The sequence below is a fragment of the Parasphingorhabdus sp. genome, from assembly GCF_036964675.1.
GTDB lineage: Bacteria > Pseudomonadota > Alphaproteobacteria > Sphingomonadales > Sphingomonadaceae > Parasphingorhabdus.
In genome coordinates this window covers 1-17,914 of the sequence record NZ_JBALTF010000027.1, presented here as the reverse complement: position 1 = coordinate 17,914, position 17,914 = coordinate 1, and the positions used below count along the sequence as shown (strand labels likewise).

The 17,914-nt window shown below is 55.9% G+C and carries 20 protein-coding genes; 11 read left to right on the top strand and 9 right to left on the bottom strand.

Annotation, left to right across the window (positions count from 1 at the left end):
• Positions 1–2 precede the first annotated feature (2 nt).
• The 4 genes from V7665_RS06740 to V7665_RS06725 form a co-directional block, all read right to left on the bottom strand.
• Positions 3–1,178: an acyl-CoA dehydrogenase family protein gene (locus tag V7665_RS06740; protein WP_335663766.1), complete on the bottom strand. Its 1,176-nt coding sequence runs from the start codon at positions 1,176–1,178 to the stop codon at positions 3–5.
• Between the two features lie 8 nt (positions 1,179–1,186).
• A complete protein-coding gene (locus tag V7665_RS06735; protein ID WP_335663776.1) occupies positions 1,187–2,335 on the bottom strand; it encodes a thiolase family protein in 1,149 nt (382 codons plus the stop codon).
• Positions 2,335–2,748, bottom strand: coding sequence for a Zn-ribbon domain-containing OB-fold protein (locus tag V7665_RS06730; RefSeq protein WP_335663765.1), 414 nt, complete (start codon positions 2,746–2,748; stop codon positions 2,335–2,337). The genes V7665_RS06735 and V7665_RS06730 overlap by 1 nt, the downstream gene beginning before the upstream one ends.
• 83 nt (positions 2,749–2,831) lie before the next feature.
• Positions 2,832–3,602 carry an SDR family oxidoreductase gene (locus V7665_RS06725; protein WP_335663764.1) on the bottom strand — a complete coding sequence of 257 codons (771 nt, stop codon included), beginning with the start codon at positions 3,600–3,602 and terminating at the stop codon, positions 2,832–2,834.
• Positions 3,603–3,686: 84 nt separating this feature from the next.
• Between V7665_RS06725 and V7665_RS06720 the strand changes: the two genes are divergently transcribed.
• Positions 3,687–4,067: a nuclear transport factor 2 family protein gene (locus tag V7665_RS06720; protein WP_335663763.1), complete on the top strand. Its 381-nt coding sequence runs from the start codon at positions 3,687–3,689 to the stop codon at positions 4,065–4,067.
• A 16-nt stretch (positions 4,068–4,083) separates the two neighbouring features.
• Here the strand turns inward: V7665_RS06720 and V7665_RS06715 are convergent, their stop codons facing one another.
• From V7665_RS06715 to V7665_RS06705, 3 genes are all read right to left on the bottom strand, one after another.
• Positions 4,084–5,223: an acyl-CoA dehydrogenase family protein gene (locus V7665_RS06715; protein ID WP_335663762.1), complete on the bottom strand. Its 1,140-nt coding sequence runs from the start codon at positions 5,221–5,223 to the stop codon at positions 4,084–4,086.
• Between the two features lie 12 nt (positions 5,224–5,235).
• A complete protein-coding gene (locus V7665_RS06710) occupies positions 5,236–6,447 on the bottom strand; it encodes an acyl-CoA dehydrogenase family protein (protein ID WP_335663761.1) in 1,212 nt (403 codons plus the stop codon).
• 86 nt (positions 6,448–6,533) lie between these two features.
• Positions 6,534–7,535 (bottom strand): NADP-dependent oxidoreductase, encoded by a 1,002-nt coding sequence (locus tag V7665_RS06705; protein WP_335663760.1) that lies wholly within the window; start codon positions 7,533–7,535, stop codon positions 6,534–6,536.
• A 134-nt stretch (positions 7,536–7,669) separates the two neighbouring features.
• Here V7665_RS06705 and V7665_RS06700 point away from each other — a divergent pair, with 134 nt between their 5' ends.
• From V7665_RS06700 to V7665_RS06680, 5 genes are all read left to right on the top strand, one after another.
• Positions 7,670–8,431 (top strand): N-acyl homoserine lactonase family protein, encoded by a 762-nt coding sequence (locus V7665_RS06700; RefSeq protein WP_335663759.1) that lies wholly within the window; start codon positions 7,670–7,672, stop codon positions 8,429–8,431.
• Positions 8,432–8,541: 110 nt separating this feature from the next.
• On the top strand, positions 8,542–9,525 hold the full coding sequence (locus V7665_RS06695) for a thiamine pyrophosphate-dependent dehydrogenase E1 component subunit alpha (protein WP_335663758.1): 984 nt from the start codon (positions 8,542–8,544) through the stop codon (positions 9,523–9,525).
• The gene (locus V7665_RS06690; protein WP_335663757.1) at positions 9,522–10,523 is read left to right on the top strand and encodes an alpha-ketoacid dehydrogenase subunit beta; all 1,002 of its coding nucleotides are present in this window, start codon (positions 9,522–9,524) and stop codon (positions 10,521–10,523) included. The genes V7665_RS06695 and V7665_RS06690 overlap by 4 nt, the downstream gene beginning before the upstream one ends.
• 5 nt (positions 10,524–10,528) lie before the next feature.
• Positions 10,529–10,762: a biotin/lipoyl-containing protein gene (locus V7665_RS06685; RefSeq protein WP_335663756.1), complete on the top strand. Its 234-nt coding sequence runs from the start codon at positions 10,529–10,531 to the stop codon at positions 10,760–10,762.
• A gap of 117 nt (positions 10,763–10,879) precedes the next feature.
• Entirely contained in the window at positions 10,880–11,692 is an 813-nt protein-coding gene (locus tag V7665_RS06680) for a LuxR C-terminal-related transcriptional regulator (RefSeq protein WP_335663755.1), read from the top strand.
• 98 nt (positions 11,693–11,790) lie between these two features.
• Here the strand turns inward: V7665_RS06680 and V7665_RS06675 are convergent, their stop codons facing one another.
• Both V7665_RS06675 and V7665_RS06670 read right to left on the bottom strand, forming a co-directional pair.
• Positions 11,791–12,213, bottom strand: coding sequence for a PaaI family thioesterase (locus V7665_RS06675; protein ID WP_335663754.1), 423 nt, complete (start codon positions 12,211–12,213; stop codon positions 11,791–11,793).
• A 17-nt stretch (positions 12,214–12,230) separates the two neighbouring features.
• Positions 12,231–13,808 carry an aromatic ring-hydroxylating oxygenase subunit alpha gene (locus tag V7665_RS06670; protein ID WP_335663753.1) on the bottom strand — a complete coding sequence of 526 codons (1,578 nt, stop codon included), beginning with the start codon at positions 13,806–13,808 and terminating at the stop codon, positions 12,231–12,233.
• Positions 13,809–13,990: 182 nt separating this feature from the next.
• On the opposite strand from V7665_RS06670, the gene V7665_RS06665 reads away from it, so the two are divergent.
• The 5 genes from V7665_RS06665 (at position 13,991) to V7665_RS06645 (ending at position 17,910) form a co-directional block, all read left to right on the top strand.
• Positions 13,991–14,620: a glutathione S-transferase family protein gene (locus V7665_RS06665; protein ID WP_335663752.1), complete on the top strand. Its 630-nt coding sequence runs from the start codon at positions 13,991–13,993 to the stop codon at positions 14,618–14,620.
• Positions 14,617–15,165, top strand: a complete 549-nt coding sequence (locus tag V7665_RS06660) for a VOC family protein (RefSeq protein WP_335663751.1) — start codon at positions 14,617–14,619, stop codon at positions 15,163–15,165. The genes V7665_RS06665 and V7665_RS06660 overlap by 4 nt, the downstream gene beginning before the upstream one ends.
• Complete coding sequence (locus V7665_RS06655) at positions 15,166–15,951, top strand: ThuA domain-containing protein (RefSeq protein ID WP_335663750.1); 786 nt, start codon at positions 15,166–15,168, stop codon at positions 15,949–15,951. It abuts the gene before it with no gap.
• 32 nt (positions 15,952–15,983) lie between these two features.
• Entirely contained in the window at positions 15,984–16,742 is a 759-nt protein-coding gene (locus V7665_RS06650; protein WP_335663749.1) for an SDR family NAD(P)-dependent oxidoreductase, read from the top strand.
• A gap of 103 nt (positions 16,743–16,845) precedes the next feature.
• Positions 16,846–17,910, top strand: a complete 1,065-nt coding sequence (locus V7665_RS06645) for an NAD(P)-dependent alcohol dehydrogenase (RefSeq protein WP_335663748.1) — start codon at positions 16,846–16,848, stop codon at positions 17,908–17,910.
• Positions 17,911–17,914 lie beyond the last annotated feature (4 nt).

The following is a 17,914-nucleotide window of genomic DNA, read 5'->3' as shown; positions in this document are numbered from 1 at the left end:
GATTATCCTTCATTCGCGATTTTATGTGATTTCTTGATTTTCTTGGCAAGCGACCATTTGTGGACCTCGGTCGGGCCATCATAGACCCTGAAGGCGCGTACTTCACGGAACACTTGCTCGACCACAGTATCACGGCTGAGGCCGGTGCCGCCCATGACCTGGACACAATTGTCGGCGATGCGGAACAGCGCTTCTGAAACCGCGACCTTGGCCATCGAGCTCTCGGTCGTGCCCAATGCGCCGGTATCGAGAACCGAAGCGCACCAGTCGATCATAAGTTCGGACTGTTTCAGGTCTATCTGATTTTGCGCCAGCATGAAGCCAACACCTTCATGGTCGATCAGCGGCTTGCCAAAGGCTTGGCGTTTGCACGCATAATCAATGGCAATTTCCTGCGCCCGGTCACAGCAACCGAGCCAGCGCATGCAATGGGTCAGGCGAGCCGGTGACAATCGCACCTGCGCATATTTGAAACCTTCACCGCTTTCGCCAAGCATCTGGTCTGCAGGAACGCGCAGATTGTCAATATTGACCACCGAATGGCTGCCCGGCATCGAGCTGTCGATGGTGTCCAGCACCCGTTCGATCTTGATCGCGGGATCCGGAAGGTCGACGAGAAACATGGTCGCACCCTCTGCGGATTTCGCCATGATGATCCCGACCTTCGCGCCTTTGGCGCCGGTGATGAAAGTCTTGCGGCCATTGATCACCCAATGATTGCCATCCAGTTTTGCGGTCGTCTGCATCATCATCGGGTCAGAACCCGCGCCATTTTCGCTGGCCGGCTCGGTCATGAAAAATGCAGAACGCGCTTCGCCTGATATCAGCGGTGCCAGGAAATGGTCTTTCTGTTCTGGCGAGGCGCATTTGCCGAGCAGATACATATTGCCCTCATCCGGCGCGAACGTGTTCACCGCCAGCGGTCCCAGCGGCGACAATCCGGACTTGCGTAAAACCAGTGCGGTTTCCAGATGGGTCAGATGGCTGCCATCCTCACGGATATGCGGAGTCAGAACGCCCGCTTCCCTGGCCAATACGCGCATTTCCTGGACCAGCTCATCGGTTGGTCCATGATCTTCGCAGCGATCATCCTTTTCATAAGCAAAAATTTTGTCACGAACGAAACGCTCGACTCGTTCGGCTATGTCATGCGCCTCGGCGCTGATTTCTTTGGTCATCGAATCTCCTATCTTTGGAGAATCGTTACGGCAGATACGCCCGGCGCGCCATAGACTTGGGTATAGGCGCTTTTCGGATTGCCCGGCACTTGCCGTGCACCCGCGGTTCCGCGCAATTGCACGACATTCTCATAGACCTGCCGCAAGCCGGAAGCACCAATGGGTTCGCCGCAGGCGAGACAACCGCCGTCGGTGTTGATCGGCAATTGGCCGTTGATTTCGCTACGTCCTTCGAGCAGCCACTGCTCCTGGTCGCCCGGCTTGCAAAAACCATTTTCCGCCATGTGCATGATTTCAGCACCGGATTCTGTGTCCTGCAACTGGGCAATATCAATGTCTTCCGGTCCCATGCCAGCTTGTTCGAAGGCCGCCTTGGAAGCGATTTCGGTTGCCGTCCCGCCGCGCTCATTGTCGATCGACGCGGCAAATACCTCGAACGACCCAGCAGGCCGGGTGCGCATTACGGAGGTCTTCAGCCGGATTATCGGCCCACCGAGTTCCTTGGCTTTTTTCTCGCTCGCGAGGATCAGCGCCACAGCCCCTTCCGCTGGCGAACAGAACATATATTTGGTCAGCGGATCGCAGATCATCGGCGCATTCATGATCGTATCCAGATCAACCTCGCTGCGCCGCCAGGCGTGATCGGTTTTTACGCCGTTGCGAAAAGCCTTTTCGGCAACCCGTCCGAGAGTCTCCCGGCTGATATTATGTTCATGCAGATAGCGCATGATTTTCGCGCCGAAAAATTGCACGGTCAGCATATAGCCAGCTTCACCGTACCAGTTGGGCAGACCGTAGGATGCAGGATCAGCGTTGAAAGCACCGCGCGGATGCTTGTCGAAACCGACCGCCATGCCCATCTCATATTCGCCCGACTTGATCGCGCTGACGGCAGCGTTCAGGGCCGATCCGCCGGTTGCACAGCCATTGGAGACATTGATAAACTGGATTCCGGTCAAACCCAGCTGGGAAACCATATTGTCGGCATTGCCCGATGCCGCCGAGCCGCCAAAGGCAAACTCGACATCTTTCCATTCGATACCGCTATCGGCCAGCGCTTGGCGCACCGCAAAAATTCCCTGATCCATGCCGTCGCGGCCTTCGGTCCGGCCAAAAGGGTGAATCCCTGCTCCTACGATACAAACGTCTGACATGATTATTCTCCCTGAACAGGCTTGAAGGCGTGAATGAGCTTTTGCTCTTCTGGCGGCGCATCCGGATCGAGCAGGATCGTCGTGAACTCGACCTCCATGCCGATTTTGACATCGTCCGGTTCAACGCCGGTCAGGCGCGATTCCACCATGGTCTGTCCCGGCAAGCTGACATAGGCGACCACATAAGGTTTGAATTTTTCCGGATCGGTAGGCCCGATATAGGGTGCCTTGGGCGGGAAGCGCTGGACCGTATAGGTCCACACCGTTCCACGCGACGCCAATCGGATTGGCTCTATATTGTCATCGGGAGTCAAGGGCAGCGGAAAGAATATATGCCCGGTTTCCCGGTTCCGCGCACCGACAAGCGCGCTCATGTCCTCGGTAAACAGATTGTCGGCTATCGGCTGTGCGCTCACAAAGATCTCTCCCTTTTCTGCAAGTCCTATAAGGGGGAAAGCCGGCCGCCAATAACTGCCAAAACGGCTAGGATAGACAGACTTTAATAGCCTGGATGCACCGCCAGCATCCCGCCATCGACCAGCAAATCACTGCCCGTGACGAAACCGCTGTCATCCCCGGCCAGATATACCGCAGCAGCGGCAAGGTCACTGCCCTGCCCGATCCGGTTCATCGGGGACATGGCGGCGGCCATTTCGACCATGCCGGGAACGGTTTTCGCTGCCGCATCGATGATTCCGGTGTGGGTCGCACCGGGAACCAGATTATTGCAGCGGATGTTCAGACCATTTTGCGCACAATGGACGGCAACCGATTTGGACAGCATCCGCACCGCACTTTTCGAGGCGGTATAGGTCACGTCTGCAGGAAGCGCCGCGAAAGCGCTGGTCGAAGCGATATTGATGATCGAGCCGCAAGAACCGCCAGGATTTTTCTTCATCATCGCAATGGCCTTCTGGCAACCCAGCATCACGCCGGTGAGATTGATTCCGAGCAAATGGTGCCAGCTTTCCAGGTCGACTTCCTCGATATTCTTGCCAATTACGATTCCGGCATTGTTGACCAAAATATCCAGACGCCCGAATTCGCTTTGAACCTTGTCCATCACCTGATCCCAGGCTTCCGGCGCGGACACATCCTGAACCATGAACAAGGCACCAGCCTCGGCAGCGACGGACTGGCCCAGTGCGTCCTGCACATCGGTGGCAAGAACCCTGGCCCCTTCTTGCACAAAGCGCGCCACGGTCGCTGCGCCGATACCCGATGCACCGCCCGTGACAATCGCAACCTTGCCCTCCAATTGACCCGACATATTCATCTCCCTATCAAATTCAGCAGAAGTCTATCCTGCCCCGACAATCTAGTTTCGGCATATTTTCCAGCAAAAGGATATTTGATGCTCACACCGCAACATATGCAGCAAACCGTTGACCAGTATATCGCCGCGATCAACGCGGGCGACATGCAAGCGGTGATGGCGCTCTACACCGATGCTGCCACAGTCGAGGATCCGGCAGGCACAGCGCCCAAGCGCGGCGATGAAATCCTGCAATTTTATACCAATGCCTTTTCCGGCGGCGCGAAGGTCGAATTGACCGGACCCGTCCGCATTTCGGCCAAAGCGGCCGCTTTCCCGTTTCGCGCCGAGATCGGCAAAGATGACGGACAGGTCATGGTTGTCGAAGTGATCGATATTTTCGAATTTGATCCAGCCGGAAAAGTCGCCAGGATGACCGCTTATTTTGGTCCCACCAATGTGAACGTCAGAAGCGCCTAGAACACTCCGCGACTGATCAAAAACCGGAATTTTTTGCCCAGCGATCACTGTGGAAGCCGGCGTCGCCAAACATCTGCTGCGCTACGTGGACCCGCTTGAAATAGAGGCCAACATCATATTCGTCGGTAACGCCAATACCGCCGTGCATCTGGATCGCTTCCTTGGTCGCCAGCTGTGCAACCTGGCCGGTCTTGGCCTTCGCCAGCGAACAGGTCATGCCGGCATTGTCAAAATCCTCATCGAGATCCTTGAGCGATTTCAACACCGCCGATTTCATCATCTCGATTTCGGTCGCCAGATGGGCAGCACGGTGCTGCAATCCCTGAAAGGAACCAATTTTCTGACCGAATTGCTCGCGTTCCTTGAGATAGTCCGTGGTGACGCCGAAAACCTGCTGCGCAGAGCCGGACATTTCGGCGCTCAACACGGCGCGGCCCGCGGACAATATACCTTCCAGCGCCCCATAGCCGCCGTCCAGTTCGCCCAATATATCATCTCCGGTGACCTCGAGGCCATCGACCGAAATATTGGCAGCATTGCGGCTATCGACCATCGGTGTGTACTCGCGCATGATTTCCGGTGCATCTGCGTCAACCAGGAACAAAGTGATACCATGGGTATCGCCTTCCGCTCCTGACGTCCGGGCAGCGATGATCAGCTTGTCAGCCACATGGCCATCGGCAACAAAGGTTTTTGTACCGGAAAGGACAAAGCCATTGCCCGCCGGCTTGGCTACAAATTTGATCCGGGCGGGATTGTGCCGCGGGCCTTCATCGACAGCCAGAGCAAAGAGCGTGTCGCCGCTGCTGATCGCTGCCAGATTTTTGTCTTTCTGCTTTTTCGTTCCATATTGCTGGATCGCCGTAGCGCCCAGCACGGACGTGGCGAAAAAGGGCGATGCGGTGAGATTGCGTCCCATTTGCTCCGCCAGAACGCCAGCTCCCACATAGCCGAAACCGCTACCGCCATGCGCTTCATCCACGATGATTCCAGCCCAGCCCATTTGTGCCATCTCCGACCAGAGTTCACGGCAAAACCCGTCTGCGGGCTTGTTGTCGCGAACCTTTCGAAAGGCGGCTACCGGAGCTTTTTCCGTCAGGAATCCGTTCGCTGCATCCTGCAGCATTTCCTGTTCTTCATTGAGTATCAGCGGCATGATTTATTCGCCCTATTGGCTCGGCAATCCCAAGACGCGCTTGGAAATGATGTTAAACTGAACTTCAGTGGTACCGCCGAGGATCGAATAAGCCCGATTATAGAGCCAGTTATTGGCGAGGCTGCCATATTCAATGCCGTCATCACCGATGGTCGCCGCTGTCGTGCCCTCGATATCCATGCGCAATTCGGTGCCACGCTTGGTAAGCTCCGAGGCCGCATATTTCAGCATCGACGATTTGGCCCCCAGACCATTGCCGGCATTGGCCTCGTCGGTCAGCCGCTCGACCGTGAGATTATAGGCCCAATTGTCGAGCTCTGCTTGCGCGATGCTCTGACGGAGGGCGGGATCATCAAGACGACCTGCCGCATCCAATCCAATTTGGTCGGCGGCAAATTTACCGAGATTTTCCGGTCCGGTTGTCCCGCGGAGCGGTGACATCGTGCCAAGCATGCCGCGCTCATGCACCAGCAGATTTTTCGCGACATCCCAGCCGCGATTAATCTCTCCGACGACCGAGGCATTGCCTTCGCCATAGCTCTTCGGCACTTTGACATTGTCGAAAAACGTCTCGCAAAAGGGCGAGTGGCCCGAGATGAGAACGATCGGCTTAACGCTGATGCCCTCGCTCGCCATATCGATCAATATGAACGTGATCCCCTGATGTTTCGGGGCATCGAAATCGGTCCGTACCAGACAGAAGATCCAGTCCGAAATATCGGCGTTGGATGTCCAGATTTTCTGGCCGTTGATCAGCCAATGATCGCCCTTGTCCTCGCATTTCGCCTTGAGCGAAGCGAGATCCGATCCGGCGCCCGGCTCGGAATAGCCCTGGCACCATCTTATCTCGCCGCGGGCTATCCCGGTCAAATGATGTTGCTTTTGCTCGTGGGTACCATAAGCCAGCAAAGCGGGGCCGAGCATCGAGATGCCGAAATTGCTCAGCGGCTTGCGTGCATTGATTGCCTGCCGCTCTTCATCGAGGATTTTGGCCTCTTCGCCGGACAGTCCGGCACCGCCATATTCCTTAGGCCAGGTTGGCACAGTATAGCCCCTGGTCAGCGCACGCTCGAACCATATTTTCTGCGCCTCGGACTGGAACTCCCATTGGCGTCCGCCCCAGCACTGGCTTTCGGCAGTGATATCCCCGTCGCGCATTTCTTCGGGGCAATTTTCATCCAGCCAAGCCCGCACTTCAGCGCGGAATTTATCCAGATCGCTCATGATCTAACCTCTCGTGACAACCATGTCATATGTCAGCCTGCAGGATGCGGGCACTGCGCATTTAGTTAGCGATACAAACGTTTGCATCAATCCAGACGGAGCATTTGCTTGCCGAAATTCTGGCCTGCAAACAAGCGTCTCAGCGTGGTCGGGATATTGTCAAATCCCTCTTGAATATCTTCCTTGAAGGTAATCCTGCCCTCTTTGATCCATTGCCGCATGCGTTTCTGCGCTTCCGGAAATTCGCTCACATAATCGGATACGATGAAGCCCGACATGCTGGCTCGTTTGAAGATCAGGTTGAAATAATTTTCAGGGCCCGCCGGCATGTCACCCTGCTCATAGCGGGAGATACCACCGCAGATCGCAACGCGGGCATGCATGGCCAGATGAGCCAGCGCATCGTTGAGGATCTTGCCGCCGACATTGTCATAAAAGACATTGATCGACTGCGGGCAATGTTCCTTCAGCTTCGCCCGAACATCGTCATTCTTATAATCAATCGCCACGTCATAGCCGACATCGTCGGTCAGCCACTTGCACTTTTCCTCACCGCCCGCGATGCCAATGATGCGGCAACCCGCGATCTTGGCAATTTGACCGACCATGGAACCGGTTGCACCGGCCGCGCCAGACACGACAACCGTATCACCCGGCTGAGGGCGGCCATGTTTTAACAATCCGAAATAGGCGGTCATCCCGGTAGTCCCCAGGGCTCCCAGATTGGCGGCCAGCAGCTCATCATCAGGCACTTTGTTCAATTCCCCGCCCGGCACATGCGCATAATCCTGCCAGCGCAACATGCCCATGACCTTGTCACCAACGGCAAATCCGGAATGACGCGATTCGATCACGGTGCCAATGCCGGAACCGCGCATCACTTCGCCAATTTCAGTCGGCGCAACATAGCCGCCGATATTCTCCATCCAGCCTTTTTGTGCTGGATCAAAGCCCAATATCTCGTTTTTCACCAGTACATGGCCTTCGGCGCATTTCGGCACTTCGGTGACGACTTTCTTGAAATCATCATCCACCAACCCGCGCCCCTTGGGGCGTCCGTTGATCAGCCATTGCCTGTTGTCGGTCATAAATATTCTCCATTGGAAGACTTGGATGCCTGTTAGACGGATTCTCTCAGTCAACCGAACTGCCAGCTTTGATAGCTGGCGGATTGAAATATTAGTTGCAACCGTCCAGTCTGGCAGCATTGGGAGAGAGAATCATGCCGCGAAGCATAAAAGATGAAGGGGTTTTGCTCTACGCCTTCACCTGCGGGTATATCACCTTGCCGACCAGCTATTTCATCGGCGGAGAGGAAGGCAAGACCAAGGTGCCTGCCTGCGTTTTCCTGATCGATCATCCTGACGGGCTGGCCTTGTTCGACACCGGTTTCAGCGACCGGTTCGTGGGCCTGGAAAAAGGACTCGGCAAGATTGTCGACATGCCGCCAGAGCATCCGGTCGCGGATCGGCTGCGCGAGCTGGAGGTCGATCCGGCACAAATAAAATGGATTATCAACTCGCATCTCCATCTCGACCATGCCGGGGGCAATAACATGCTGCCCAATGCAACGGTCATCGTGCAGGACAGCGAATGGGAATTCGGATTTTCCGGTGAAGATGGCGCTTATACCACCGAAGATTTCGACACCGGCCAGACGGTCAAGCGGATCATCGGAGAGCATGACCTGTTCGGCGATGGCAGCGTGATCCTGTTTCCGACCCCGGGTCACACACCGGGCCACCAGTCCGCTCGGGTGCGGACGGCTACCGGAGAAGCGGTGCTGGCGGGCGACTGCTGCAACTTCCGTCGTTCGCTCGATGAGTTGCGGATGCCCGATCAGGTCTATAATGCGGATCACTATCACGGTTCGCTGCAACGGCTGTCGGCATTGCGCCGTGCCGGGGCACATATTTTTTTCGGGCATGATCCCGACTTCTGGGCCACGGTGCCGCAGGCTGAAACGCTCGACCTTAGTGCCTGATATTCGCGGCTCACTCCCTATAACAATAGTGGCGAGTCAGCCCGCTCGCGCTATGTAGTTTACAAAGAAAGCGTCCCCTCCAGAGGACCGCATTACAAAGGAGCAAAGCCTTGGCCAATACTGAGATGGCGGACAAAGACGTCCTCGTTGATATTTTTACCCGCGCCGACCTGATCATGCAATCGGACATCAAGTTCCGCCAGATGATCGGAGCGGGTCAATTGCAAATCGTCTATTATCCCGTGCGCGGCCAGGAAGTGGTTGCCTCCGCGATGATGGCAGCGGTGAACAAAGAGGACTATTTGGTAACGATTTACCGCGGGCTGCATGATCAGCTGGCAAAGGGTATTCCGTCGAAAGAGCTCTGGGCAGAATTCGCCGGCAAAATGGCCGGAACCTGCAAGGGTAAAGGCGGACCGATGCATATCACCCATCCTGAAACCGGGGTGATGGTTACCACCGGTATTGTCGGTTCCGGAATTCCTATTGCCAATGGCCTCGCGCTGGCCAGCCAGCTGGACAAGGATGGCAAGGTCACAGTTTGCTGCTTTGGCGATGGAGCGACCAATATTGGCGCCTTCCACGAGGGACTCAACATGGCCCAGGTCTGGAAGCTGCCAGTCATTTTCCTGTGCCAGAATAATCTTTATTCCGAGCATACTCCAATGGCATTCGCGACCAGTTCGGCGTCGATCAAACAGCGTGGTGAAGGCCTTGGCATGCGTTCGGTGCAGGTCAACGGCAATGATGCCAGCGCAATGTATGCGGCGGCAAAAGAGGCGGTTGAATATGCGCGAGCCGGCCATGGACCGACTTTGATCGAAGCGATGACCTTCCGTTTCCACGGTCACTTGCTCGGCGACACCGGCCATTATATTCCCAAAGAAGAAATGGAGCAGGCGAAAAAGGATGATCCGATGCCGATCCTGCGCCAGCAGCTGCTCGACCTCCAGGTCAGCGAGGCGGATATTGTAGAGATTGAGGCTAAGAATGCCGCGATCATCGAAGAAGCATCGCAGTTCGCGCTGGATGCCCCTTATCCTCCGGGCGATGAATATCGTATCGATGTCCTCGACGTGGAGATAGCAGCATGACCAATACAGCCGAAAAACCAAAAGAAATCATGTTCGCGCAAGCCTGTAACATGGCCTTGGCCAAAGCAATGGCGGACGATCCCAAGGTCATCCTGTTGGGCGAAGATATCGCCGATGAGCAAGGCGGCGGTGTGTTTAAAGTCACCCTCGGCCTGTCCGAGAAATTCGGTACGGACCGCGTTCGTTCGACGCCAATTTCCGAACAGGCAATTGTCGGCGCGGCGGTTGGTTCTGCGATGGTCGGTTACAAACCGGTCGCGGAAATCATGCTGATGAATTTCATCACCGTTGCCATGGACCAGATTGTCAATCACGCAGCCAAGCTGCGGTTCATGTCCGGGGGACAAACCACCGTTCCGCTGACCATCCGCACGACCACCGGTGCAGGCACCGGTCTTGGCGGGCAACATAGTGATATGCTTGAAGCGTGGCTCGCCCACGTGCCAGGGCTAAAGGTTGTTGCTGCCTCCAATCCTGCCGATGCTTATGGCCTGCTCTATTCCTCGATCATGGATCCCAACCCGGTAATCTTCATCGAGAATACGCCCGGCTATTTCGTCAAGGGCCCGGCCCCGGCACCCGATCACACCGTACCGCTCGGCAAAGCATCTGTGCCTCGCGAAGGCACGGATATTACGCTGATTGGCTATGGCAGCAGCATCAGCCGATGCCATGGCGCCGCGGACAATCTCGCGAAGGATGGTATCTCCTGCGAAATAGTCGATCTGCGCACGATCGCGCCATTTGATGAAGAAACCGTATTGAAGAGCGTTGCCAAGACCAAGGCGGCGGTTGTTGTCCACGAAGCGGTCCGGAATTTCGGGGTTGGCGCGGAAATTTCCTCGCGCATCCACGAAGAACTATTCTCCGAGTTGAAGGCCCCTGTTGGCCGCGTGGGATCTGGCTATGCGCCGGTTCCCTTCTCACCCGCGATCGAAAAGGCCTGGATGTTCAACCAGGATGATGTCGAACGTGAAGTGCACAAGATCCTGGGGTAATTATTATGGCTACAGAAATACGCATACCAAAATTGGGGTTCAGCATGGAAACCGGCATTCTTGCGGAATGGCTGGTCGAAGACGGCGCGGATGTGACCGCGGGTCAGGAAATTTACGCGCTGGAAAATGAAAAATCGACGCAAGAGGTCGAATCGCCGGCGAGCGGGAAACTGAAAATCATCATCCGGGCCGATGGCGAAGAATATCCGGTTGGCGAATTGATCGGAACGATTGAATAAGACGATGATCTGGCTCGACTCCTCCTATCACTATCGGTAGGAATGTTTGGTTGACTACAAAACCAAACAACGCGACACACAACGAATAATCATAACCGTCGCAAGGAGAGGAGCCGAATGGCTGAGAATTTTATCGCCGAGATTCCCGAAATTGGACGACAACGATTTCGTGAAAATGTGGATAGCGTCACCATCACCAATCCAGGTGAAATTCGTCCGGCGGCCGTAGCCGTTCATGAAATTGCCCAATCCTATGGCTTTCGGATCGCGGTTTCAGCCGATATTTCATCCAAGGCACATCTCGTCGATGCCGACGGCAACTTGATCAACAAGGATGTGTTCGGCTGGGTCGCCGAAGGCGAACGCTGGTGGGAAGATACCCGCCTGGCGCTCAGTTCTCCCCTGCCCAGGGCCTGCCGCTATGAGAGCGAGCCGGTCTGGTGCAATGCCGAGGGCTTTCACGGCCATTGGCCGAATGAATATCTCGACAAGATCGACCTAAAGGATTTCTATGCACAGGGCGCGATGGCCAAATCGGCGATGCTGATCCCGGTGCATCTGCCCTTCGGCCAGATTGCGGCCGTCAGCTTTACCCCGCTTGAAAAGGATATAGCCGATCTTACCGAGCCGTACCGGCTCTATTCCGACTTTTTCGGGATTGTCACCAGCCGATTCGTAACCGGCTATGTCCTTGCCATGCGTGAAAAACACCGGATGCCGGCCAATTGCATCCTGTCCAAGCGTGAAGCGGAATGTCTGCACTGGGCAGCAATCGGCAAGACCGACAAGGAGATCAGCATGATCCTGTCGCTCAGCCATGCGACGATCCGCTATCATGTCAATCGGGCGGGACAGAAGCTCAACAGCGTCAATCGCGGGCAGACGATATTCAAGGCTGGGCAGTTGGGATATCTAGGCGCAACGGATTAGGTCTGCGCTTGCGAGGATGATGCTGCGTATGAGTTGCGGAGCTTGATCAAAGACAAGGGCCGCCTTCCGGGTTCCTCATCAACTGCGGAACCCGGCAGCTATTTCCGCAATATGGCGAATACCGCGCTCATCGTCATCAGCACCGCATCACCGCAGACAATCCGGCCGCTGCAATAAGCGGTGCGTTTGCTGATCCGGTCTATCTGGGCATGGGCCTCCACCCAGTCGTCGAGCCTTGCCGCGGCCAGATAGTTGGTGTTGAGGTTCATCGTTGCCACCGGCAGTGCCGGCTTCTCCGCGCGGTGCACCTGATAGCTCAGCGCGACATCCGCCAATGTGCCCAGCACCCCCCCGTGGGCGACCTTGATATGGTTGATGTGGCCCTTGTTGATGCGGGTTGCGACAATGATGCATTCCTCCCCCTGGCGCTCGTAATATGGGCCGGCCATATCAAGAAAAGGACTGGAAAATTTTGCCCGCTCAAAACCGGCAGGGATATTATCCGCCGGGATATCGTCCACAGAGCTATTGTCCAATGTCAGGCAACCACTTTTTTCGGGCTTTTCGGTGCTTCCTCTGAATCCAGCCACAGGTTGAGCGTGTCGTGAAAATGCCGGAGCTTCGATTCCTGATATTGGGCAAACAGGGATACGCCATTCGGCTGGCTTCTCACGCCTTTTTGCATGGCCTTGTGATTGAGATAATCCTGATTGAAAATCTTGTTCAGATAGCTGCCAAACTGGGTCGCCTCGGTATAATCATCATGCAGGTCCAGGAAGGTACATTTTGCTGGCTCGGGACGCTCGGCGCCTTCGGGCAACGCGACCATGAACATGACCTCATGCAGCGACTGTTCCGGATTGTCGCCATCGGGCCTGAACCGGTAGAAGATTGGGTTAAAGTCCGCCCAAGGGCTGATGTTCGGGAAAACGCTGTAGAAAATGGCATCGACAAGATCGGCATCGCTGATATCGTCGACCATATCGCCCCAGGCGGGACGCATTTCCTCACGCCGCGCCTGCGCTGCCTCATCGCGCAAAGCATGGGCGGAAACATCGGTATAGATCATCGGCATATTTTCATCAGCCGGCGCAATCTTGCCACCGATCCAGTTGCACATATGCGGATCCGCTGACGTTACATCACCCTCGATATAATTGGCTTCCATGTCGAAAATGCCGCTCTTGCCGTTTGGCAGAGATACTTTGACACGATTCTCTTCCAGTCGTTCAAACTTGTGCTTGCTGATCGGGTGGACAAAGCTCTGGAACGCCTTTTCATCGGGAAAGGCAGTAGGATCGGGATTGACAAGATCGGTGTGCGGACTCGGCTGGCCGTGGGCAGACATCGCCCGGGACATATTGTGCCAGACATCATATTTGCTGTTCGCATCGGCAAAGGCGGGCATGAGCTCCGGATGGGTGCCGACCACATGATAGGATTCCATAAATGCTTCCTGGGCAATTTTCCAGTTGCAGGGTAGCCGCTTGACCATATGCGCCGCCTTGTAGCGACGCTCGAACGGGATCTGGAAATGGCGGTCGATATCGCCAAGGAAATCTTCCAGCGGTTCGCAATCGGGGTCCGGATTGATGAACACAAACCCACCCCATTCACCAACACTAACCTCCTGCAGGCTGTGGGTTTCTTCACTCACTGACGGGAAATCCCACTGACAGGGCACTTCCTTCAATTTGCCATTCAGTTCCCAGGACCAGCCATGAAACGGACAGCGCAGCGCCTTCTGACCCTTTTTATGATTGTCGCAAATCGCCCGGCCCCGGTGCATGCAGCTATTGGGGAATGCCTTGATCTCGTCTTCGGAGACTCGGACGATGAGAAAAGAAAGCTCGGCAATATCGTAGACATAGGTATCGCCGACATCCTTTATGTCATCCTTGTGGCAGGCCATTTGCCAGACGCGTTTCCAGAGTCTCTCGACTTCCCGATCATGTTCTTCCTTGGTCCAGTAGCGGCTGACCTCAACGGTGGTGACGCCAGGCTCCATGGGAGATTCTTCTAGGAAAACGGCGGGCGGTGCGACTTTGTCGCCTTCCAGCAATTCGGTATAGGAAATGCCGTTCGACCGATTATGTCCGGTTAACGTCTCGACCATTATCTTCTCCTGAAAACTGAATATTCTTGTTCGGGCTAAACTAACGCAATGAAGCGGCTCTGCCACTAGTGAATCTGGCAGCACCGCCTGTTGTTTTTGAGAGGATAGCCCGCAGCGATTACCTGTGTATCTTTCGATGCTATAGAGGGGGACGCGAATCCGCCCCGAAGGAGATATGTCACGTGAAGCTTTATTCCAGCCTTGGCCCCAATCCGCGTTTCGCGCGCATGTTCATTCTGGAAAAAGGGCTCGATATCGAGCGCATCCACATCGACATATTGACGGCGGAAAACCGTCAGCCGGAATTTTCAGACAAGAATATTCTCGGAACGACGCCGGTGCTGGAACTGGACAATGGCTTCATGCTCAGTGAAATCATGGCGATCGCCGAATATCTCGAAGAAACCCATCCCGAGCCGGTGCTGATCGGATCAACCGCCTTGGAGCGCGCCGAAGTACGGATGTGGACAAGGCGGATCGATCTGGAAATCGCCGTGCCCATGACTCTTGGCTTTCGTGGTGGCGCGGGCAGACCGATGTTCGAACCGCGGATGGATGTGGTTGGCCCGGAAGGCGCGGCCGATCTGTCGCGCATGGCAGACGAGAAATGGAAATGGCTCGACGGTCAGCTCGAGGGCAAAGACTATATTTGCCAGGACAAGTTCACCATGGCCGACCTCATCGCTTATTGCTTCGTCCAGTTCGGCTATACGGTCGGTTGGTCGCTGCCCGAAGGCACCGACAATCTGGCAAAATTTGTTGACCGGATCGGCGAACGGCCCTCCTCGAAAGTCTGGCAGGATAGCGAATGAGCGAGAATCCCGCCTCTCTCGCCAAACTCGGCACGATCATGCAGATCAGCTATGTGCCGGACGATTATGATGCGGCGCTCGATTATTGGACGCAGAAAATGGGTGCCGGCCCGTTTTTCCACACCGAAAAAGTCGAGGTGGAAAATGTCAAATATCGCGGCGAACCATCCGATATCCAGTTTTCGATGGCGATCGGCTATTGGGGGGATATTCAGGTCGAACTGATCCGCCCGAATAATGATGCACCATCGATGTTCAGGGACTGGCGCGAAAAAGGATTGCAGGGTGTGCAGCATCTGTGCCTGATCGTCGATGATCTGGATCATGCCCGCGCGCTGACCGAAGCGGCCGGCGGCGAAGTGATTCAGGAAGTCAGCCTGCCCGGCGGCGTTGGTGGCGCCTTTTACGCCGATTATGGCGGCGGCCCCGGCACCACAATTGAATATCTGCAAATCCCGCAAGCCGGCCTCGACGGTTTCGCGGCGATGCGACAAATGCATCTCGACTGGGATGGCAAGACAAACCCCGTGATAGGAAAAGATTAGATGAGCGAAGCTCCAGAACGCCGCCCCGACCAGAAACCGATCCAGTGCGTGCTGGTCGCCGCCGGCAAATATCATGACATTGATTACGCCCGGCTTGAAGTGATGAAATTGCTCGCCGAGGATGACCGGATCCGGGTGCGGGTATTTGAAGATTATGAAAATCTCGATGCGATCCGCAATGCGGATTTTCTGGTCAGCTACACCTGCGACGTGCAGCCCAGCGAGGCCGCGCAAAAAACCATCCAGGATTTCGTCAACGGCGGTGGCCGCTATTTTGCCTTGCACGGCACCAATGCGGTGCTGCGCTTTCTGGAAAGCGGCCTGGTCGATGCGCCGGATGAAATGCCGGTCTTTGCGGACACGCTTGGCACCCGCTTTTTATCCCATCCGCCGATCATTCCCTTCACCGTCGACAATGCCCAGCCGGACCATCCGCTGGTCAAGGGCATTCCCAGTTTTGAAACCATCGACGAGCAATATCTGGTCGAAACCCGCGCCGAACTCGACGTGCTGCTCGACACCGAATATAATGGCACGGATGATATCAGCGGCTTTGTCCATAGCGACATCGAGAAGAGCCGCCATCCGGTCTTCTATATCCGGCGCATGGGCGAAGGCGCGGTTCTCTATCTGACCATGGGCCATTGTCGCGGCCATTATGACATGGAACCAGTGCTCGACTGGTGGCCCGAAGTGGACCGGTCGGGTTGGCAACAGCCGATCATCTATGACCTGCTGCGGCGCGGTATCGGCTGGAGCTGCGAAGCAACAATAGCAAAATTCTAACCCCGCTTTCACGAAACACAAAGGAGAATAAAATGGATTTAGGACTCAAGGGCAAGAAAGTCATTCTCACCGGCGGAAGCCGCGGACTCGGACGCGCCGCACTCGAGCATTTCGCCAGCGAAGGCGCCGATGTCGCGTTTTTCTCGCGCAATGCCGAACAGGTCGCTACCGCGAAAAAGGAACTCGAAGCCCATGGCGGCAAGGTGTTTGCCGATGCGCTCGATATGACCGATCTTGAAGGCTATGGTAAATGGCTTGAAAAGGCCGCTGGCGATCTCGGCGGCTGCGATATTTTCATCCACAATGTCAGCTCGTCCGGTGCCGGCGCGACCGGTGACTGGGAAGTCACCTTTCAGACCGACATCATGGGCGCGGTCAAGGCGATGGAAGTGCTCGAACCCCATCTGGAAAAATCCGATGATGGCAGCGTGATCTTCATGTCCTCTACCGCCGCGTTCGAAACCTTTGTCGCGCCGCAGGCGTTCAACGCGATGAAAGCCGCGCTGATCACCTATGGCAGCCAGCTCAGCCAGGCGCTTGGGCCGAAAGGCATCCGCGTCAATATGGTTTCCCCGGGCCCGATCAAATTCCCCGGCGGCAACTGGTCGCAGATTGAAAAGGGCATGCCGGAATTTTACGAAATGACCAAGACCGGCTTTGCACTGGGTGATTTCGGTACCGCCGATGATGTCGCTCGCGGCGTCGTCTTTCTTGCCAGCCCGGCATCCAGCTACACCACCGGCGCCCATCTGGTGATCGACGGCGGCTTCACCAAACGCGTCCAGTTCTAGAAACAAATCGCATCCCATTTTTGGGAAGCGGAAGCGCTGTACTTGCGCTAGGATCAGGGCTCCGGCATGTTTGCCGGAGCCCCTTTTTTTGAAAGCCACGACCATGACGGATACGCAAACCAACGAATATCCCGCCAAAGGCTATGCCGCCCATGCGCCGGACCAGCCGCTGGAACCCTTCGCGTTCAACCGGCGGGGTCTGCGCCACGATGATGTGCTAATTGAAATATCGCATTGCGGCATTTGCCATTCGGACCTGCACACCGCCCGCAATGACTGGGGCGGCAGCAATTATCCGGTGGTTCCGGGCCACGAGATTGTCGGTCATGTCCGGGCGGTTGGCGAAGATGTCAGCGACTTTGCCGAGGGCGACCGGGTCGCGGTCGGCTGCATGGTCGATGCCTGCCTGGAATGCGATCATTGCAAGCAGGGGCTGGAACAATATTGCCTGAACGGCATGACCGGCACCTATAATGGCAAGGACCGCCGCGATGGCAGCATCACCCGTGGTGGCTATTCCGACAAGATCGTCGTGCGCAAGGAATTCGTCCTGCGCATTCCCGATGGCATGGACATGGGGGCAGCGGCTCCGCTGCTCTGCGCCGGAATCACCACCTACTCCCCGCTCAAGCAATGGAAAGTCGGGCCAGGCAGCAAGGTCGCCGTCGTTGGTCTTGGTGGTCTTGGCCATATGGGCGTCAAGCTGGCTGCAGCCATGGGTGCGGAGGTCACCGTCCTCACCCGCACCGAGGACAAGATGGCCGACGCCAAGGCTTTGGGCGCAAAGAATATATTATTGTCGACCGACCGCGAAGCGATGAAAGCCGCCGCGAACAGTTTCGACATGATCCTCAACACCATTCCCGTGCCGCACCCCGTCGCGCATTATTTGCCTTTGTTGAAAGTAGACTGCGCACAGGTTCTGGTCGGTGTGATCGGCACGTTACCGGAAATGCACAGCGGCCATTTATTGGGTCGCCGGATCCTCACCGGTTCGGGGATTGGCGGCATCGCGGAAACCCAGGAGATGCTCGATTTCTGTGCGGAGAAGAATATCCTGCCCGAGATCGAAATGATCGCGATGCAGGATGTCAACAACGCCTATGACCGGATGGAAAAATCCGATGTGCGTTACCGCTTCGTAATTGATATGGAGACGCTTGCCTAAGCCG